The sequence below is a fragment of the Luteibacter sp. P1_D3 genome, from assembly GCF_056406135.1.
Window position 1 is genome coordinate 16,003 of record NZ_JBFUAT010000037.1, and the last position, 17,952, is coordinate 33,954.

Annotated in this window: 12 protein-coding genes; 5 read left to right on the top strand and 7 right to left on the bottom strand. The window is 58.6% G+C overall.

The annotated features are described in order from the left end of the window. Positions 1-1,498 precede the first annotated feature (1,498 nt). Together AC1DYM_RS19195 and AC1DYM_RS19200 are read right to left on the bottom strand one after the other, a co-directional pair. Positions 1,499-2,863 (bottom strand): DUF418 domain-containing protein, encoded by a 1,365-nt coding sequence (locus AC1DYM_RS19195; protein WP_477341052.1) that lies wholly within the window; start codon positions 2,861-2,863, stop codon positions 1,499-1,501. A gap of 1,157 nt (positions 2,864-4,020) precedes the next feature. Further along, positions 4,021-5,109 (bottom strand): site-specific integrase, encoded by a 1,089-nt coding sequence (locus AC1DYM_RS19200; RefSeq protein ID WP_477341054.1) that lies wholly within the window; start codon positions 5,107-5,109, stop codon positions 4,021-4,023. Between the two features lie 104 nt (positions 5,110-5,213). Between AC1DYM_RS19200 and AC1DYM_RS19205 the strand changes: the two genes are divergently transcribed. The 3 genes from AC1DYM_RS19205 to AC1DYM_RS19215 all read left to right on the top strand — a co-directional run bounded on the left by AC1DYM_RS19205 (position 5,214) and on the right by AC1DYM_RS19215 (position 8,100). Continuing rightward, positions 5,214-6,134 carry a DNA-binding protein gene (locus tag AC1DYM_RS19205; RefSeq protein ID WP_477341056.1) on the top strand — a complete coding sequence of 307 codons (921 nt, stop codon included), beginning with the start codon at positions 5,214-5,216 and terminating at the stop codon, positions 6,132-6,134. Positions 6,135-6,385: 251 nt separating this feature from the next. After that, positions 6,386-7,654 carry an AAA family ATPase gene (locus AC1DYM_RS19210; RefSeq protein ID WP_477341058.1) on the top strand — a complete coding sequence of 423 codons (1,269 nt, stop codon included), beginning with the start codon at positions 6,386-6,388 and terminating at the stop codon, positions 7,652-7,654. Beyond that, positions 7,651-8,100 (top strand): hypothetical protein, encoded by a 450-nt coding sequence (locus tag AC1DYM_RS19215; protein ID WP_477341060.1) that lies wholly within the window; start codon positions 7,651-7,653, stop codon positions 8,098-8,100. Before AC1DYM_RS19210 ends, AC1DYM_RS19215 begins: the two co-directional genes overlap by 4 nt. 318 nt (positions 8,101-8,418) lie before the next feature. On the opposite strand, the gene AC1DYM_RS19220 is transcribed toward AC1DYM_RS19215, so the two are convergent. Together AC1DYM_RS19220 and AC1DYM_RS19225 are read right to left on the bottom strand one after the other, a co-directional pair. Continuing rightward, positions 8,419-8,724: a DUF6896 domain-containing protein gene (locus AC1DYM_RS19220; protein ID WP_477341062.1), complete on the bottom strand. Its 306-nt coding sequence runs from the start codon at positions 8,722-8,724 to the stop codon at positions 8,419-8,421. Positions 8,725-8,775: 51 nt separating this feature from the next. Beyond that, positions 8,776-9,231, bottom strand: a complete 456-nt coding sequence (locus AC1DYM_RS19225; protein WP_477341063.1) for a hypothetical protein — start codon at positions 9,229-9,231, stop codon at positions 8,776-8,778. A gap of 175 nt (positions 9,232-9,406) precedes the next feature. Between AC1DYM_RS19225 and AC1DYM_RS19230 the strand changes: the two genes are divergently transcribed. Next, the gene (locus tag AC1DYM_RS19230; protein ID WP_477341065.1) at positions 9,407-10,480 is read left to right on the top strand and encodes a tyrosine-type recombinase/integrase; all 1,074 of its coding nucleotides are present in this window, start codon (positions 9,407-9,409) and stop codon (positions 10,478-10,480) included. A gap of 172 nt (positions 10,481-10,652) precedes the next feature. Continuing rightward, complete coding sequence (locus AC1DYM_RS19235; protein WP_477341067.1) at positions 10,653-14,402, top strand: hypothetical protein; 3,750 nt, start codon at positions 10,653-10,655, stop codon at positions 14,400-14,402. Positions 14,403-14,771: 369 nt separating this feature from the next. Here AC1DYM_RS19235 and AC1DYM_RS19240 read toward each other — a convergent pair whose 3' ends face one another. The 3 genes from AC1DYM_RS19240 to AC1DYM_RS19250 form a co-directional block, all read right to left on the bottom strand. Further along, the gene (locus tag AC1DYM_RS19240; protein ID WP_477341069.1) at positions 14,772-16,445 is read right to left on the bottom strand and encodes a DUF262 domain-containing protein; all 1,674 of its coding nucleotides are present in this window, start codon (positions 16,443-16,445) and stop codon (positions 14,772-14,774) included. Positions 16,446-16,581: 136 nt separating this feature from the next. After that, positions 16,582-17,052, bottom strand: coding sequence for a hypothetical protein (locus AC1DYM_RS19245; RefSeq protein WP_477341071.1), 471 nt, complete (start codon positions 17,050-17,052; stop codon positions 16,582-16,584). Positions 17,053-17,108: 56 nt separating this feature from the next. Continuing rightward, a complete protein-coding gene (locus tag AC1DYM_RS19250; RefSeq protein ID WP_477341073.1) occupies positions 17,109-17,780 on the bottom strand; it encodes a hypothetical protein in 672 nt (223 codons plus the stop codon). Positions 17,781-17,952 lie beyond the last annotated feature (172 nt).

Below are 17,952 nucleotides of genomic sequence, written 5' to 3' on the forward strand. Positions count from 1 at the left end.
ACGGCGAAGTTGGGTTTCTGCATGGGCATCTTCAATCTTTATATCGTGATTCTTCGTGCGCGACCCGGGATGAGGCTCCGAGACTTTACACTTGCGCGCCACCATGACGTTCGCGTGGCTGGCAGTGGTCACTCTGCAGTCAATCCAGATCGTTCTGTGCGGCGACTTTTTCTTCTTGTCTTCCATGTGCGATCCCGGACCGTTGGCCCCTCGATTCTCTACCGGGCGAGTCGTTCAATCCACAGATTGCATCAGAACCGTCCTTTGACGGCCTCCTCGGATGGGCACCGTGCGCTGGAAGAGCTAGTGCTTGCCCAGCAGAGTCTGGAAGCTCGTCGGCAGCTCTTGCCACATCCAGCCATCCCAGCCGGATGTGTCCGAAACGGGTAGCTTCTCATTCACGACTTTGGCGCCGAGGGCCCAAGCCATAACCTTAGATTCGGCCGACGTGGCACAAGGCATGAGGAGGCTAATTGCCAGTGCTTGGCTGGCAGTGCGAATGATCCTGATAAGTCGGTTCACCGATGCCAAGGCTGCGCCCCCAAACTTTCCCGACAGCGAACTCTGAAGGGTGCGAAAACCGATGTATCCGACGACGACTGACATTCGTGCGGTTCGTGCACGGAATTTAGGAAAACGCTATGCGGAACGTTTGCGATCGTCAATACGCCAAACGGCCATGTCCCGACCGTTTACGACGGTGCATTGGGGCTCACGCGCACCACCTATACGTATCGCATCGCCCGATCGGGATCCTTCGTCGGCAGGGTCCTCCACGACTAGCTCGAGCGCGGATTTCCGCAACCCACTGCTGACGAACAAGCACGCTATGAGGCCTTCATCGCATCCTACGTCCCGCCCAAGAGGTCGCGGAAACGGTCACGGTGAGCGTGCATAGTTTCGGGACCCAGAGAAGGTTGCGTGCCCTCGCGGTAGCACAGCTCGCGGACGCCTATCGCCCGCGACGGGGCGTTCCTGGCGGTAGCGGCACTGCGTTTAGCTCGTCGGCTACTCGGAGCATCTGAGCTCCGTAGCCTATCGACTGCACATGTCATGGGTTTAGGCACACGAATGGTGGCGTGGTAACGGTTCGCGTACCTTGCGGACGCCCGCGCGCGAAACCCGGCGTTGAAAACGGTGGTTATGCTGTCGGACCCCGAGGAAGATGCTAGCGACGCGCCGGTGGGCGCCGTCAGGTTGCTTAAACCCTTTCCTGTCGAGGAGCTGGAAGAGGCGCTCGACCAAGCCATTCGCCTCGTGCTCTAGGCCCAGGTGACCGGCGGAGGGAACTTGGGCTGACGCTGGAGCGCTGCGAGCGGCTTACACGCCCTACGAGGCAGCCGGCTACTACGCGCCGGCTGTGCGTGCAGTGATGGAAGCGGCGGTTCGGCGCCTTTCAGGACATCACCGAACGGCGTCGGGATACTGACGCCTTAATCGCCAGCGAGCGGCGATTCCGCAGTCTATTTACTTGCAGCCTGCGCCTGACAATCCCTCCCTAGACCGCGTCAGCGCGAACGAGCATCGGCTGGAACTTTCCGTAAGTTGCCGAACGCCATACCCATTCCAGCGGGCCGAATTGAAAATAGCGCAACCACAAGGAACTCAGGGTGAGATTGACGGCCCATACGGCGAAAACCACGTACATCAACTGGCAGTACTGCAGGGTGCCAAACAATTTCCACGGCCCCCAGATGAAGACGAACTGGCAAAGCACGCTCGCCAGCAGGTAGTTGGTCAAAGCCATCTTGCCCACGGCCGCGAGGAGCCGCTGAATCCGCTTCAAGGCACCCAGTTTGATCAGGATCATGACCACGGCGGCAATCGCCACCATGCCCGTCAGGCGCTGCAGATCGTAGGGCAGGGTCAGCCACTCGTCGTTGTTGAGGAAGAAGAAGCGCCCATGCGCGTACGTGCGGTACACGCCGACAATGACCAGCGGTACGGAAATACTGAATCCTATTAGTGCCGTCCACACGTATGTCGCAAGCGACAGCTCGGCAGTGAGGAATCCCAGTTGGAACAGGGCCATGCCTAATAGTGCGGGGCCGAGTACGTCGGGCATCAGATAGATGTGGAACGAGACACTCGTTCCGATGTAACGGTCAAGGCGTTGGTCGACGCCTTCCCAATAGCCTTGTTCGCGTTTCTTCTCGACATCCTTGTTGATTTCCTCGCGCGTTTGAAGGCGATGGGTGTCGATGACTCCCTGCCACGCCTTCTGCACGGAGCGCTCCGCAGCACTGACCGGCTGATGCTGCTGTTCCTTCGTCGCGACAGCTGCAGCTTGACGGGACAGGAGCATATTCTGCGCGATGTGGAAGTAGGACTCGTACGAGAAGGTACTCAACAAGGAGGATATGGCTACCAGCGCGAGCAAGACCCTTGGCCTGGCTTTCCGCAAGGGATACAGAAGAAGCAACGCAACCAGGCCGTAGTCGAAAAGGATGTCCCCGTCCCAGATGAGGCAACCATGGATCAGCCCGAACAACACGAGCACGATGTTCCTTCGCGTGTAGATATCCGCCGCCATGCCGCCTGCACCGCGTTTCTCGGCTCGACTGGTTAGCAAGACAACGCCGGCCCCGAACAGCATCGAGAACATGGCGCGCATCTTTCCCTCGAAGAACAACCACTTTATGTAGAACAACGCCAGATTCCAGTGCGCGTACGAACCCGCAAAGGCACCCAGTGACGTGCCGAAGGGAATGTCGTGTGCCGCCTGCACGTCGCCGAAGCTGTCGATGTTCATAACCAAGATGCACAGCAATGCGAATCCGCGAAGCACATCGATGCTGGATATGCGTTCGGCGCGGGTTGCTGGGACTACCATCGTCGGCGAGGAATTATCGCGCTCGTTCATCGTAGATGCGACAGGCATGACCCAACCATCGTAAGCGTCTGTGGTGGAATTCATCATTGGTATCGAGCTCTGTATGGAAGGATCGATTGGGCCGGTAATAACGAGGCGGCCTCGTCCGACAGGGTCAGCGATCGCATACGCGCAGTAGATCCGGGTATCACGCCATCAGCGTGGATGCGGGTGCTCGTAGTTGAAGGCCACGACTCTGAGCGCATGAGTGCTCTCGAGCGCGGCTGGGGTTGCTGCGTCTTTTAAAAAAATATGAATCTACGACTTCGATCRTAATATCTGGGGTGCGGACGGGCACGCTCCTGTCTCAGGAGCTGACAACCGAAGGATAAATCGTCATGAAACGCCGACGTGCCAAGGCGATGCGTTGGACGTTACGTTCACAAGGAACTAATCTGGGCTGCCTCGGTGCGCTTCGTCCAGCCACCTCCGGCGGCACGTGCAAGTTCACACTGAGGTCTAGTATGTCTCTAGAGCGCCGGCAAGGATTTGGCGTCTTCTATGCTCGGCCCAGCTTGGCAGCGGTGAGGTGACCTCCGCCTACCAAGTTTGCTCATTACCGGGAACCACGGCGGTGAAGGCGCTCGCCATTACGGGGTCTCGATCCATCGTCCGCAGCTAGATCGTTTCTGTGGCGTTTCGGTCGTGTTTCCTTCGATAACTCGACAGTTTCCCGGCTCGGTGTTTAGTCTGGAAGGGCTAAGTCGTTGTTATACGAGCTTAATTGCATATAGTACCGCGATTAGGTGTGCACAACCGTTCTACCAGCTATGGAAAGATGAGTGGAAGAAGCTCGATTTCGCAAGCATAAAAAAGACTTGGCTCAAGGAATAGGGTCTGCTCGAGTACCTTGCATGGTAGGGTGCTTGTAGAGCGTGAATCTGTCGCTGCCCGCTATTTGGCCGACCGAGTTCATGTCTCGACGGCGAACGGCTGCAAGCCGCTTTCCGGAAATACGAAGGGCCATCGTGCCGCAGTTATCCGAGCCCGTCTGTTCAATCGACTCCGTGAGCTCGAGTTGCGCCAATCCACCACCCGTTCTACTTTTGAAATCTGCGCTTGACGGGGCGGCTTACGCATCTCCGCCGATCGTCGACACTCGGTCGGATGTCGACGGAATTGTGGCCGCGACTTTCGCGCAGGCTCTATTAATCTTCGAGAAGGCGTGCAGCTGGGTTGCCTGCTGCCCCGCCAGCTTGGAAGTACCCGATTACACTAGCCACCGCGCGATGTTCTGTCATCGCCATGATTGCCGGCAGCGACACGCCCTGGCGACTCGCCTCGGTCACGAAACCCGATCGCAAACTGTGTCCGCCAAAATCCCCCTCGAGACCCGCGAGCTTGGCGCGCCGTTGCACAATCTCGCCCACGGCCGCCGGCGAGAGGGCAGGGCCGACCCTGTGTTTCCAAAGCCTCCTAAAGATCGCCCCCTCGGTGATGCCAGAGGCAACCAGCCAAGCATTCAACGCTTGCGCCGCGCGATCGAGAATCGGCTTATCCGGCGTCGATGCCGCCGTCACGCCCGCTTGTTGCGTCTTGCTGTGCTCCAAGCGATAGATGAAACCCTGCGGACCGATGCGGCGCAGGTCGCGCAGATCGGCGGCCGCGATCTCGCTGCGCCGGCGCCCACCGCTGGCGAATCCGAAGCAGAGCAGGGCGCGGTCGCGCAAGCCTTCCAGGCTCTCGTCGTCGCAGGTCGCCAGCATCGCCTCCAGTTCGGCAAGGGTGATCGCGGTCTTCTTGCGCGGCCGTACGCCGCGCTTCACGGCCGCGCGGGCGGCGCGGCTAAGCACCGTGCGGATCGCCGGTTGCTCGCACGGGTTCAGCACCTGCTTGAGCCGGTGCGCGGTCGATAGCACCGCGACCCGATGGCGCACCGTCGCCAGCGTCCACGGGCCGAGCTTGGCCTTGAGGCCGGCGGCCACCAGCGCCCGGTCCACAGCAGTTGGCAGCTCCCAAGCCAGTTCGCCCTCGGCCGAACGGCGCACCACGTGGTCGACCACGAACTGCAGCACGGTCGCTTCGGCCACCGGCAAAGTGAGCTCGACGCCGGTGCGCACCGCGTGCCAGCCGGCCCAGTAACGCAGGGCGCTGGCGTAGCTGCGCGTGGTGTTAGCCGCGGCCGCCTCGGCGAGCAGTTCGCGCACGGCGTCGGTGGCCTGCTGCGCCAGTTGAATCGGCAGCATCAGGCTGGAGGCCGGTTGGGCCAAGGTTGGAATGATGGAATTATATTTCATAATATGTAATGTATACTACGAAGAGGGGCACCTAGCCGCGATAATCATCACTTATCGTGACTACGAAACCAAGCGGGCAGGGCGTCGATCGAGGAGACCATTCCATGCGTACCGGTATCACTCAAGAGCAGGTCAACTCAGCCGCGGATGCAATTCTTGGCGCGGGCGAGAATCCGACAGTAGACAAGATTCGTGCCTCGCTCGGTACTGGATCGCCGAACACCGTCACGCGCATGCTCGACGTTTGGCGTAGCAGGCTCGGTGAGCGGTTCCGTGAGATGAGCGCCCTTCCAGACGTTCCTGGTTCGGTGGGGCAGGCGATGGTCGACCTGTGGCGGTTAGCTGTTGACCATGCCAACCGTGAGGCCGCAACCAACCTCAAGAACGAAGGCAGTGCATTGGAAGCCGCGCGCGCCGAGTTGGTTCAAGAAAAGGAAGAATGGGGGAACCGTTTGCAGGCAGCCGATGCTGAAACCATCCGGGCTGAGGCAGCCCTGGGGCTGGCCGAAAGCGCCCGGCAGATGCTAGACAGCCAGCTGGCGGAAAGCCACGCGCTCCGTGCGGATATCGTGCAGCAACGTGACCGTCTTCAGGCTATTGGCGATCAGCAGTCCTTGGAAATCAAAGAGCTTCGCGCGCAACTCGACCATTGGGAAAGCGTTTTCCGTGAAAGCCGTGAGCAGCAGGAAAGCTATCTCCGGACTGTTGAAAATCGTGCTCACCACGAGATTGATCGGGCCCGACAGGACGCAAAGCATTGGCAACAGCGTTACGAAACCCTGGAGCGAGTGCACCAAACGGCGCTTGCCACGTCTCAGACGGAACGCGACCTATTGAGCAATCAGCTACGAAAGGCCGATAACGAAGTGGCTCGATATTCCGGGGTCGTTTCAGCCTTAGAAAGGGCGATGGCCAAAGGCCAGGCAGTGGCGTCAAAACGTACAGCAGCAAAGGGAGCGGTCGGCAATAGCGGACCTGCAAAGGGCGGCCGAAAGAGAGCAGTGCGATCTCCGCGGAAGGATTGAGACTTTTGATAGCTATGTCGCGGTCCGTGTTGTTCAGGGCCGGGCATCCTCAAAAGATGACGCTGATAAGAGAACTGAGGGGGTAAGCCGGACAGATAGGTGTGGGTTTTTCAACGTCAAGCGGAGGTGCCAAGTAATGCGCTCGCGCACCCCTCAGCCGCGGCCGCCGCAAAGGTTTCCTCGCTTGCCCGCCTCGTGACTGGTAATCTGCCGCGAAATTACAGATCTCGCTGCCAACGGACCCCGGCCTAATGCGTACCCTCGATATCAAGTCTTTTTCCTGCATCGATAGAGCTTCTCTACAGGTGAACGACCTCACAGTAATCATCGGCCCTCAGGCCAGCGGCAAGAGCGTCATCTGCAAGCTTTTTTACTTCTTCAACGGCATCTTTTCGAATCTTCCCCATTGGGTGACGGATGCGCGCACCCCAACCGAGCTCAAGGACCGAATTCTCGAGGAGTTCAGCGACTGGTTTCAGCCGCCGTCATGGGGAACAAAGCAATTCGTGATCACCTTCACCACTGGTGAGCACGTCTTCACGGTGTCCCGTGTCAAGACTCGGAATGGCTCCCCCAAAGCTAAACTTGTTCTGTCGGAAAGGGCAGAGCAACTGCTCGAATCTGTCGCTGACGTCTACGCCAAAACTACCAGTGCGGCTAAAGGCCAAGCAGAGCGCGAACTTGATCCCTTCTATAGGTCGTTCACAGTCGTTCGAAAATATATTGAGAAGTCGCTCGGTAACGAACTTCCCGAGGATCAGCTTTATATTCCAGCTGGCAGATCCTTTTTCACTAGTGTCGGTAAGATTGTCACGGCGTTTGAAGATCGTTCGGTGCTTGATCCCCTCGTCGCTTACTTCGGCCGTTTAGTTACGAACCTGCGTGAGTCATCATTCTATGAGAGAGAAATTCCCAGCCCTCTTTTGAAGAACCTTGAAATGCTGCTGGGTGGAAAAGTAGTTCAAGAGCGCGGCAAGCAGTATCTAGCGACCGACGACGGTCGTAGTATCCCATTCAACGCGTTGTCGTCTGGTCAACAGGAGCTGCTCCCGTTGTTGTACGCCCTACGTTTCACGCTTTGGCGTGAGAAGGCGTCCCTGACATTTGTTGAAGAGCCAGAAGCTCACCTCTTTCCTAGCGCTCAAACGTCGTTAGTCGAGATGTTTGCGCAGATGGTTGCAGTCCCTCGCCGTCGAACTCAGTCGTCGAAGACTGCCGTTGCTCGAAGACTCGTCATAACCACGCACAGCCCTTACGTGTTAGCTAAGATCAATACTCTGATCAAGGCGGGCCAACTCGCACGAGGTATCCCAGTGGAGCGTAGAAAGGAGCTGGAAGCGATTGTTCCAGCGGTGTCATGGATCGCACCTGGCAGAGCATCTGCTTACGCTATCCACGACAGGAAGCTCATCCCCATTCTTGATGACTACGGCCTAATAAATTCGGACTACATAGATTCCGTGTCCGAACACACGGGCATGGAGTTCGACTCTCTACTCGACCTGGAGGCCTCGCTGTGAAAAAAGCCAAGGATGGTTGTGCGCCGAGTCGAGAGAAATACAACGTGTCGAAGGTCAAAGTTTCAGAACATGGAAAGTCTGCCGTATTCCTCAATCCAACACGAGGCGACGTCTTTGTTACTAAGATCGATGGCGGACTCGTAGAGAACGAAATTGCTGCCGATTATGTCGTATCCAAGCCAGGTGTAGGCGACGTTATCGTCGAGCTCAAAGGGAAGGAGGTCGATCGCGGATGCAAGCAAATCCTCGCGACGGCCAAGTTGCTCGACAAATGCGGAGCAAAGCGGGGACYGGTCAGTGCACTCATCGTTTGCACGCGTGTCCCGAGTAACGACGCCAGCATCTCCCGCATGAAAAACGAGTTTCTACAGAAGCACCGTACACGCCTTCATATCAGGGCAGGAAATCTCGAGCACGACTTCGAGCGACTGCTGGGCTCTAAGTAGAATCCGTCCGGGACCGCGCAGCCGCGATCGGARAACTACCAGCCTAGGTAGAGACTTGTCGACATCGCGCAGCGCACCGGCTAGGCATCTTCAGGGTGGTTAGGGGAATTGGCGACATCAATGGCCCGTGCGACACGAACTGGCAGTGCGCCGACATCAATTGGTAGGTGACGACATCTTCCTGAAAGCTCCGAGAAACCGCTTGGCTTACAAGTTGACATAATATACATTATGCGAACATGGAAAGGTCAGCACGCGGGGCGCGCCTGTCCCGCAGGTCGCCCCACTAACCTTGTGACGAACTGCAGACTAACCCTGTTACTCGTCGTGGCAGCGCGGATTCTCCGTCAGAAATATCCTCAATCGCCACTCGTCGAAAGCATCGATCTGACCGTTCTCGCCGAAGTCAAAATCGACAGACCAGTCGATCCCCTGGACGTCGCAGCCATAGCCGTGCTTCTGGTAACGAACGCCACCGCCAAGTTCACCTCGTGGGCCTATTGGCGTCGCTGCCCAGTCGTCATTGCTTGTCGGAAGCGAGATGCCTGAGGCTTTTAGTAAAGCTGTTGCATGCGCCACGGCATCAATATAGTTACGTATGAGGGTGAAAAGTTGCCTATCCATCGACGCCGCTCCCTTCGCTGAGGCAGGTGTAAAACGGCGTGGTGCAGGTAATCACGGCAAGCCAAGTAGGCTCTTGAACCCGCTCATCGCGACTTCCTTACCCAGCGCGCGGACGACCTTACCAGCGAGGACGAGCGCCTCCGACTGGTCGTCCTCCCATTCAATGTAAGCGTACGCCCCGGTCTTGAAGGCGAAATGGTCGCACATGCGCCGGAATTCCCTGCGCCGGGCCTTCTCCGGCATACCAAAGCCGAGCAGGTCCACGTACTGCTTCAGAGCCTCGGTCGCCAGCATGCGCCCTTCCACCATCCAGGTGTCGCTCGAGCCAGGATGGCGCAATTGAATGAGTCCCCGCACCTCCTCCGCCTCGCTTTCGTCGACGACATCCAGGGTAACTCCCGTGGCCAGTTGACGTGCGCGGCACGCGTCGACCCCGTACTCCATGTCGTATAGCGGCAGCAGGCTGCCAATAAAGCGCACCATGCGTTCGCTTTGACTGCGTTCCATCTGTGGTCCTCAAGATCAGTGGGTAKGTGTTTGATCGGTTTAATCCACGAGTACTATGGTGTCATAAAGTGCTGAATTAGATCCATAAATGACGAACATAAAGATAGCGAATAATGGCAGTTATTCGCTATCATGGCGTTGACAGCGCCTTGGGCGCACTCCTCCGGATCCACGAATGACCAAGGTCTGTGCCCTTCCCCGCTCCCGTGCCGGTCACGCGCAGGCCCTCGCCGCGATGCCGGCCGTGGCCCTGGCGATTCAGGAGCCGCGACCCGCGCTGGCGACGTCGGTGGACGACGTGCTCGCCCGCCTTGCTGCCTGGTCGAGCGACTTCGCCGCCGGCAGCGCCACCGCGACCGTGAAAGCGGTTCGCTCGGACTGGACCCAGTACCTGACCTGGTGCGATCTCGCCGGCGCCACGCCATTGCCGGCGACCGTCGCCCAGCTCGAGGCCTTCCTGGGCGCGGCGATCGACAAAGGCCGAAAGCGCGCCACCATCGATCGCTATCTGTATACCGTAGGCGTGGTGCATGTCGCCGCGGGGTTGCCGAATCCTTCGAAGGATCCGGACTGGCCGGTCAAGTGGAAAAAGCTCATCCGCCGCCTGACGACCACCGGTGGCCACGCACGCAAGCAAGCCGGTGAGCTCGACAGTGCCGGCATCACGGCGATCCTTGCCACCTTGGGCGACAGTCCTCGCGATTTGCGCGACGCCGCGTTGCTTTCGCTCGCTTCGGACACGCTGTGTCGGGAGTCCGAGCTCGTGGCGATCCAAGTCGACCACTTGCACCACAACCGCCGTCGCAACAGTTGGTCGTTGCACGTTCCGTTTTCCAAGACCAACCAGAACGGCACCGCGCCCGATTACCGTTTCGTCAGCCTGGAAACCATTGCGCGGATTCGCGCTTGGCAGGCCGTCGGCGGCGTCATCGAGGGCGCCCTCTTCCGGCCTGTGGGAGGGCGCCCGAAGGCGGACGCGTCATCCTCCCCTGCCCTGTTAGCCCAAGAGGTCGCGCGGATCTTTCGTCGGCGGGCAAAAGCGGCGGGACTGGAGAACGCTGCAGCTATCAGTGGGCATTCGGCTCGGATTGGCTCGGCCAACGATCTGGCCGAGCACGGCGCGAGCAGCACGCAGATTCAGCAAGCTGGTGGATGGAAGACGGACCGCATGGTCACTTATTACACGCGCAGGTCGTCAGCTGGAGCGGGCGCGATGGCAGCGCTCCGGAACAGAAAGAGCGAGGATTGAGTTGCCCCGAAATGCGGGGATCTGGCCACTTCGTTTGGGTGTCTCCCTCTCGCGTAGGGGTCGTCGTCCTTCGGGTAATGGCATCCATTCGCACTGCGTCGGCGATGGGCGATATCTTCATCGCGGCGCCGCGACGTGCAACGATTCGAATGATTGGGCACAAAGATCACGTATGCATTACATCATTGACGTAACCGGCGACGACATCGCCAAACTAGAAGACGACGAACTGCGCACCCTCGTCGCCCGGCTAGCGCTGGCTGAACTCGGTGCTCAGGGCTTGCCGTTAGTGGGTGTGACCGCAGGCGGCAACCAGGATGCTTCCGACGGCGGACTCGATGTTCACGTTGATTGCGGTGCGAGTTTGCCACGCCCGAGTTTCGTCCAACGCGCGATCACCGGCTTCCAAGTCAAGAAGCCCGACATGCCACCCCATGCCATCGAGTCCGAGATGCGTCCGAAAGGGATCCTCAGGCCGTCCATCAAGACCCTCATTGATCAGGGCGGGGCATACATCATCGTAAGCGGTCAAGGAACGTTGACCAAGTCGCGGCTCGATGAGCGACGCAGAGCCATCGCCAATGCCTGTAGCTCCGAGGCGAATGCAGGCAACTTGGCGGTTGATTTCTATGACCGGGACCGCTTGGCGACATGGGTCAATTGCTATCCTGGCGTCGCAACGTGGGTCCGAACAAAAGCCAACAGAGCATTAACGGGATGGAGCGCAATCGGCGATTGGATCGACACTTCGGTTAATAAGGCTCTGCCGCTTATCGTCAACGAAACGGCATGCGTGGAGGACGAAACACTACCAACCTCCGAGTTCGTCACAGTTGAAGAGGGGATCGACCGGTTACGCGTGCTCCTAGGAAGGTCTAGGGAGAGCGCACGACTAGTCGGCATGTCAGGAGTGGGGAAAACGCGGCTCGTTCACGCGCTTTTCGAAGCATCACACGGCAGAAACGCGCTCGACCCCTCGATGGCAATATACACAGACTACGGCCTCGAGCCGACGATCTCTGCGCGCGAAATCGCCCAGCATCTCGTTCAGAGTGGGACGCGTGCCATCCTAGTGGTCGACAACTGCAATGCTGCCACACATGCTGCGTTGACATCTGTCTGCGTTGCCCCGGCCAGCAGAGTCAGCCTGCTGACCGTTGAATATGACATCCAGGAGGACCAGCCAGAAAAGACGGACGTGTTTCGGCTGTACGCTACATCGACTGATGTTGTCGCCGACTGGCTTGCCGTTGCTTATCCCTTTCTATCGTCCGGTAACGCAGACAAAATCGTTAAGCTAAGCGACGGCAACTTCCGGGTCGCCGCGGCCATGGCAGATGCCCTGCTGCGGCATCCACCTACAGGGCAGCTTAAAAGCAGGGAGCTGTTTGACCGACTGTTTTACCCGCGCGGCGCAAAGGATCCCGAGACGCGTAAGGGTGCCGAGGACCTTTCGCTATTGTTCTCCGTTGACGGGACTGACACGTCGGAAGGCAGCGAGCTTGCCACAATTGCAAAACTACGCGCAGGCACTGCCGACTCCCTCTTTGAGGTCCTCTCGGGCCTCCACGACCGCGGTCTCGTGCAGCGCCGTGGCCAATGGAGAGCAGTCCTGCCACAAGCGATAGCCAACCGACTAGCCGCCGATGCGGTGAGGCGAATCCCGCCCGCGTCGCTCGATGCCTTCGGCCTGAATCTTTCCGAGCGGGCCCTTCGCTCTTTTGCGCGCCGCATGGGCGTTTTGCATGACAGCCCTGAGGCGCAAAATCTTCTAACTCGTTGGACTTCACCAGGCGGCCTTCTATATAGATCCTATCCGGATAACGACACGCACCGCGAAGTTCTGGCTAGCCTCGCTCCGTTGAATCCTCCGCTTGTGCTTGCCACGGTCGAAGCGATGTTTAAGATGCACCCAGTCGGAGAGCTCTTCATCGGGCAGCAGGCTCACTGGGTTCGCCTTATCCGTTCACTCGCAGTCGGTATTGACACGTTCGACACGGTTGCATTCTTGCTTGCCAAGTTCGTTTTGGCGGAATCCGAGAAGTCACCCTACCCCATTGCAGAAATTGCTTTCTCAAGCCTCTTTTTCTTTAACGGATCGGATACACCGGCTCCTGCATTGCAACGAAGAAACTTCATACGAAGTCTCGCAGAAGACCCCGATTTTCGCGCCGTAACGAGTACGGCAGTAAGCGCGCTGCTTGTTGCCGAGGCTCACTCCACGTTTGCCAGGTTCGGGCCTCTTCCCGCGACGACCTTGCCCAAGAATGACTCAGCGACGGAGTACGATCAGGTGCTCTGGGTAAGGGACGCACTTTTCCTTGCCGTAGAGCTTGACGGATCGCGCCTAGACACCAGAGCGTTACTTGCGAAACAGTTCTCCGCGTTGTGGAGAAAAGGTCATGCGCGTGGCGCAGTGCTCGATGCGATGCGCGCTGCCTCGCAGGGCTCCGCTTGGGTGGACGGGTGGGTCGCCGCGAGCGCCGTCTCGTGCTCGTCGCCCACGACCAGCGATAGTGACCAAACAGCCCTAGCTGCACTTATCGACGAACTTGCACCGCAGAGCCTCCATGATCGGGCCCGCGCGATCGTGTTATCAGGCCATCGAGCCTCCAGCGTTGGAGGCAAAAGTGCGAACCTGCCGTCACTATTGAGTGAACAGGCGGTTGCGGCAACCCAAATCGGGCGCGAGTTAGCGCGAGATGAGACCGTCCGACGTGTGTTTCTCCGCGAAGTTTTTGAATGCATTAGCGCATTCGGGGCATTCGCCTGCGGGCAGGGACTATGCGAGGCTGCCAGTGAGCCCGACCCTATCTGGGAGGAACTCATTAGTGCACTGCGTATCTCCCCTTTCGTCCATAGCCTTGGGGTGCCTGCTGGCTTCATCAAGGCATGGACCGAGCGAGACGGCCAAGCTGCCGGCGCTGCGCTGGACCGCATCGCAGTTGATGATGAGCTTATACATCTTCTTCCTGTGCTCGAGAACTCACAAGGACTTGGCGAAGCTGGTGCAAGGCGCCTGCTCTCCGCATTGAAAACGGCGGATGTCGACGCTTCACATTTCCGCGCGCTCGCCGTCAATAACTCTGATGTGCCAGGCGACCTTCTTTCAGAGATCCTTTTCGTGCTTGCAACGAGACGTGGCGGCCGCGAGATTGCGCTCCAAATCCTTCGAGGGCGGGTGCGAGCGGACAAATCCTCAGAGCGACCGACCGATACTGTCCTTGTTGAAGCGGGCCTGACCCTGCTGTCGGAATTTTCCTTCAACGGCATGGACGAGCGATTGGACGACGCAGTGTCGCGTACTATTGAAACCTGCTGTCACGACGACGCAGGTGCCTCGGTGGTGTACAAAATGGTCCGCGCCCTCGAGCGCTCCCTGGCACAAGCCACGCTCTCGCCGGGATCAGTGACCCTGACACTTTCTGCTCTCCTAAAGGTCCACCCTTCAATCGCGCTCGGCATCGTTCTGGTGCCCGTTCCCAAGCGTGGGGAGGCAGGTTACCGGCATCCCTCGCGCCGGTTTGCCGTACCTATAGGCAACGTCGCTCCGCACGTGACCATCCAATGGGCCACGGAAGACCCAAGCGTCCGTTTTGCTGCCTTAGGTCGAAACATGGCTCTTTTCATGAATGACTCTTCCGCCGAGGGAGATTGTCCGTCTTCCGCGTTCCTCGATGTTCTCGCCGCCGCGCCGGACAAAAAATCCTTCCTCGGCGACATCGTCGAACGTCTGATGCCCACCACGTGGAGCAGTACGACAGCAACTATCCTTGAAAAGCGGTTCGCGGCGTTAGATTCGATGCGGCTCTCGGTCAGTGGCCTTGATGCTTGGCTCCGTCATGGCCGACACGAAGTTAATAATGCCGTTGCCGACGAACGGCGAAAGGCCCGTGAACGTGAAGAATCGTTCGAGCCATGACGACCGAGGCGGTCCGCGCAGGCTATCCGCCTCTTCGAGCGCCTGGCGCTGCCGCCCAGGCATAGCCGCGAGCGGGCGGCTGAGCCGTCGTCATATTATGTCTCTTGGACAGGGGCACCGATAACCAAAGCGTAAGCTAGTCTGGCAAGCCCTGAGCACGCGCTTGAGTCAAGAAGCGGCGTTGCAATGGCTTCACGTCGACGCTATTAGCTCACCTCGAGAGTGACTTGTTACGTCGATCGCGGTGCTCAACTCGACGCGGCAAGCACGGCCATGCCCGCAGCCGTGGCTACCCTCACCAAAGCCGAACAAACACACACGGCATATTGACGTGTGCGCCTTGCGCCAAGTTTCGTCAATCGGTGCCGCTTATTTCAGCGTCCATACTTTTACGGCGGTCTCCGCCATCGCGACTTGTCGAACATTGATTGCGTCGGGGCTCCATTCGTTAGCGTCTCCGATCATCCGCGTAAATATAAACTTGGATTTGGCGAGCTCGGAACGTTTGGAGACGAAATCGTCGTTTCCGATGGAACTGTTGATGCGGGCCGACAAAATGGCCATGTTACCTAGACGCCTTTGATATGCGCGAACATCGTCGCTCGCCCACCGCTTCAACCAGGCGTCGGACGGCGACAGTGGAAGAACGTGCTCTAGGTTTACCTTGCCCGTGTCTGAGCTAGGCACCACCTCGCCCTGGGGATCACTGCCCTGCTCCAGCGAGCGGAGGTAATATCGCGCCAGAGCCTGCTTGGAGATTGTGGCCGTGGCGAAGGCTTGCAGAAAAGCTGAATCCGATGGAAGCGTTGTAAATCCTTTGAGGATGTCGGCGATGGACGTCAGCTTGCCTTCGGACACTTGGCGCGCTGCGTCACTGTAGATACGTTCGAGCGTACCTCCGCCCGCCCCACCCACAATCTGAAACCGAACGGCCACTGACACCAGCTTCCGAAACGCTTTGCTGACATTTCGCGCGTCGAATTTGTCCAAGATAGCCAGAAGGAGTGGCCTCATCTGGACCATTCCGAGCAGGTTGAATGCTATAACCGATTCGCGGGTGGCGTGATCAAATTTGTTCCAAAACTCGTGCTCGGTATTAATGAGCGAAGCATAGACTCGCGACGTATTACTTAGTTCCGTCGAGAAGGCTAACGCGAGCTTCTTACTGGTAATGCGCCGCTTGATAAGACCGAAGAGATCTTTCTCGCGGACAAGACCGTACTTAGACATGGCGAAGTGGCGAAGATATGTCACGACGAGAGGATCGTCGGACGCACTTTCTAATGTCGCCACCATGGTCAACCAGCGATTTTTCGTCTCTTCGATTTTGTCGGAGGACCGGTGAAACAAATAGTTCTTCAGCAAGTCCGAAATGGCCAACTCTAAGCCGCGATCGTTAAGCGTCTCGAAGATGACGAAGGCATTACTGTCGTCAGAGGCTACGACCAGGATAACCTTGAGGTTGGCTTCTAGATAGTCAAGCCACTCGTGTAGAGCTTCCTCGGAGTCTTTTGACTGTTCGCAGATGCGATCGATGTAGTCGCGAATACGCTCAGCGGCAGAGATGAGCCGAGCGTGGGACTGCCGCGGGTACTTGCTGCGATCCAGGTCGCGGCGGTTTTCGATCAGCTCCTGATACAGTTCGTTATCGACCTCGTTGAGCGTCAGTTTGGCTTCCCTCTCCTTCGTCTTCCGATCGACGTTGGCCAGGTAGTCGTTACGGATGGAGTTTTCCGCCTCCGGATCACCGTCGTCGCGGAAGCGGTCTCGGATCGCTCCGATCAGGAGGCTAACCGTGGTCAGGCGCTGCTGGCCATCAACGACCTCGAAGCGGCGATCGAACGGTCCGGTCACCACCAGCGAGCCAAGGAAGTACTCTCGCTCTCCGCCTTTGATCGCATCGTGGATATCGCTGAGCAGCGCATCAACATGCTCAGCTTCCCACGCATAGGACCGTTGATACGGTGGGACGCGAAAGCGCCGCGTCTTGAGCACGTTGCTAATCCCATCCAACTGGATGTTGATCTCTTGTACCTGCGACATCGTACGCCCCTGTACCGTCCGTGATGTGCCAATGCAAGCTGTGTACCATAAGACGACACCTCGGTGAAGTGGGCCCGAGGGCGGCATCTGCTATGGTCGGCGTGGGCCCGTTGGCACGTCGCTGCAACGCATGCCGCTACGACCGTCCGGCGTTATTCGTTCCGAAAAAGAGCACATGCTCCTCTAAATCCTCCAGATGTTCGCGTCTGGCGGCCCCAAGCGTCGTGGTAACGTCTGCCTCGATATTACGCATGGCATTGCCGCCGGCCATGCCATGCAAGGCCAAGCGAAAGGCCGCCTGCGCTCGATGGTAAGCGTCAAAGTTCTCCACGGTGGCAGCAAAGGCACGAGTGAGCTCGCAGCGGTCCACGAAGCGATCATCGATGCTCTCGAATATACGTCTTTCCAAGGCGCGCCCCGCATTCTCGATCGACCCGGCGCGCGCGAGCGACTGCATCGACATGCCCATGCCGTATCGGGAGGCACCAGGGTGAATGGCCTGCTCGACCAGTTCGTAAACGGCCTGGTTAAAGACCCATGCAACATCAAAATAGCTTGCGATCTCGACTGCCGTGACAGCGGCGAACTGTGCTTCGTGGGCGACCATGTGGCGTGTTCTGAAAAGGTTCGCCAGTCCCACCAACAGTTCGTCTACTTGCGCGATCAGCGGGGGTGAGTCGCCGCGGGGTGCATCGCGGGACACTTCGCGAGGCAGCTCTTCAAAGAGGGCAAGGATTTCATCATCGGAAGGTTCGACGAACTCACGTAGATGCGACAGGAGATGGCGAAAGGTGTGCCGCTTCCCCCTTCTGCGAACAGCGCCTCAAAATGCGACGCAATATGTTCCACGCTGCTAATCGGCAGCGAGTGCGCAACTAGGTCACCGAACGTGATCTGTCTCAGACTCAGCGCCTTGGTCAGAGCGAAGTCGAATCGAAGGTGCTCCTTGAAGCCCTCGACTCGATCCAGGAACGGCGGCCCGTGATCAATGAGCCGTTTGATCGCGTCGCGAACCGCCACTTCGATGCAAGCGACGATGCCTATCACGTGCAGTGCCTGGGCAAGGCTCTCGCCCTCCCCGAGGCGGCGGAAGCTGTTAGTCAGGTCGGCGAGATCCGCGCGTCGTGGCGAAAAATCGCCTTGGTTGCGGGCATAGCGCTCGCGTATCTCGTTGATTACGTCGCGTTTCGACATGGTGCCCTTTGGAAGCTGGCCGGAGCGGGCGGCGACCCGCGTCTTGCCGATCTTGCCATACCACGGCCGCACCTCGGGGATAAAGTCACCCGAGCGCGCCTGCATCGCCGGTCGCACCCGGCCAGCGTCGACGCCAGTCATCGCAGTCGTCGGTGACCACAACGAGCATGGCACGTGCCGCAGGCAATTTCGCAGCGAAGCGGTCAACGTATGCCTGATGTCCCGCTGCCGCGCCGGTTCTAGCGCTACGTAAGCACCGAGCCCAACTGCCGCAACTGCGACCGTCGACAAGGTCTTCAGTCGCAGCTCCAGG

Coding starts and splice junctions, on each gene's coding strand:
- AC1DYM_RS19220 (WP_477341062.1), bottom strand. CDS start 8,724: ATGGATAGGCAACTTTTCACCCTCATACGTAACTATATTGATGCCGTG.
- AC1DYM_RS19245 (WP_477341071.1), bottom strand. CDS start 17,052: ATGGTCGCCCACGAAGCACAGTTCGCCGCTGTCACGGCAGTCGAGATC.
- AC1DYM_RS19200 (WP_477341054.1), bottom strand. CDS start 5,109: ATGAAATATAATTCCATCATTCCAACCTTGGCCCAACCGGCCTCCAGC.
- AC1DYM_RS19235 (WP_477341067.1), top strand. CDS start 10,653: ATGCATTACATCATTGACGTAACCGGCGACGACATCGCCAAACTAGAA.
- AC1DYM_RS19210 (WP_477341058.1), top strand. CDS start 6,386: ATGCGTACCCTCGATATCAAGTCTTTTTCCTGCATCGATAGAGCTTCT.
- AC1DYM_RS19225 (WP_477341063.1), bottom strand. CDS start 9,231: ATGGAACGCAGTCAAAGCGAACGCATGGTGCGCTTTATTGGCAGCCTG.
- AC1DYM_RS19195 (WP_477341052.1), bottom strand. CDS start 2,863: ATGAACGAGCGCGATAATTCCTCGCCGACGATGGTAGTCCCAGCAACC.
- AC1DYM_RS19230 (WP_477341065.1), top strand. CDS start 9,407: ATGACCAAGGTCTGTGCCCTTCCCCGCTCCCGTGCCGGTCACGCGCAG.
- AC1DYM_RS19205 (WP_477341056.1), top strand. CDS start 5,214: ATGCGTACCGGTATCACTCAAGAGCAGGTCAACTCAGCCGCGGATGCA.
- AC1DYM_RS19240 (WP_477341069.1), bottom strand. CDS start 16,445: ATGTCGCAGGTACAAGAGATCAACATCCAGTTGGATGGGATTAGCAAC.
- AC1DYM_RS19250 (WP_477341073.1), bottom strand. CDS start 17,780: ATGACTGGCGTCGACGCTGGCCGGGTGCGACCGGCGATGCAGGCGCGC.